Source organism: Vibrio sp. 1641 (genome assembly GCF_033339995.1).
Classification (GTDB): Bacteria; Pseudomonadota; Gammaproteobacteria; order Enterobacterales; family Vibrionaceae; genus Vibrio; species Vibrio alginolyticus.
This window is the reverse complement of record NZ_JAWOVP010000052.1, coordinates 1-1,070: the sequence shown is the minus strand read 5'-3', so window position 1 is coordinate 1,070 and position 1,070 is coordinate 1. Positions and strand designations below refer to the sequence as shown.

The window sequence follows — 1,070 nt, the reverse complement described above, 5'->3', positions numbered from 1 at the left end:
CATAAAAGTCCAACGTCATTTTGTAGCTCAGAATCTGTTACCAATCTAGTCTTTCATTTCCGCACCATGCTTGTCTGGTGAAAATTACACCGTTGAATCGTGACGTTACCGCCCTGAAGAAGCTTTTCACCTCTATATCAACGGCCAAAAACGAGAACAATCTGGACATCTCATTCAAGAAGGCAAACAAAATGGAAACTCTGTTAATTGGTCACCGCGGCGTTGCCGGCTCGTTCCCAGAAAATACAAAAGTCAGCGTTCAAGCTGCAATTGATCTCGGCCTAAAATGGGTAGAAGTGGATGTTCAGCCAACAAAAGATAATGTGCTTGTGGTTTGTCACGATCATACGTTAAGTCGATGCAGCAATGGCAAAGGGCGAGTTGATGCTCATACGTTGGAAGAATTAAGACAATTAGATTTCGGTGGCTGGTTCAGCGAAGATTTTGCTGGCGAAACTATCATGACTCTTGAGGAGCTATTAAGTTTGGCTACTGAGCGAGGTCTAAATCTGAATATTGAAGTGAAAGTAGACCGCCATCCAGCGGATGAAGTCGCACAAACGCTCGCAAAAGTGCTTACCGAAAGTTCAATGCCTAGAGAGAACCTTTTACTCTCAAGCTTTAGTCATGATGTCATCAGAGCACTTTACCAGCATTGCGAAGGTTATCGTTTGGGTGTTTTAAGTGAGTTTTTTACAAAAAAAGACGGGCTATTGTTAGATGAAGTGAAAGCGTACAGCTGTAACCTAAATATTAACTGGGTTCGTTCGCGTCAGATCATAAAGCTGCAAGAAGCGGGCTATAAGGTCATGTGTTACACGGTCAACAACCCGAATAAGCTCAAGCACCTTCCGCAATTAGATGGCATTTTTAGTGACCATCCAAAACGTTTTATGCAATAACCTTTCAAAGCTCCCGTGGGATAACGAGTCCTACCACTCGATCGTGATCGGTGTTCCCATGGTGACAAGCTGGATGAGTTCATCCATTTCTTCATTGGTGAGCGCAATACACCCGTTGGTCCAATCAAAACTCTGAATAAAGCTAGGATCTTGCGTCTCACCATTCTT

Annotated in this window: 2 protein-coding genes; one reads left to right on the top strand and one right to left on the bottom strand. The window is 43.5% G+C overall.

Annotated features, from left to right (window positions below; all coding sequences use genetic code 11):
- Nucleotides 1-191: 191 nt before the first annotated feature.
- Complete coding sequence (locus R7Z47_RS24090) at nucleotides 192-902, top strand: glycerophosphodiester phosphodiesterase family protein (protein ID WP_005459332.1); 711 nt, start codon at nucleotides 192-194, stop codon at nucleotides 900-902.
- Between the two features lie 30 nt (nucleotides 903-932).
- Here R7Z47_RS24090 and R7Z47_RS24085 read toward each other — a convergent pair.
- Nucleotides 933-1,070, bottom strand: a 138-nt coding sequence (locus tag R7Z47_RS24085) for a L,D-transpeptidase (protein WP_318130670.1), incomplete at its 5' end; no start/stop codon positions are given.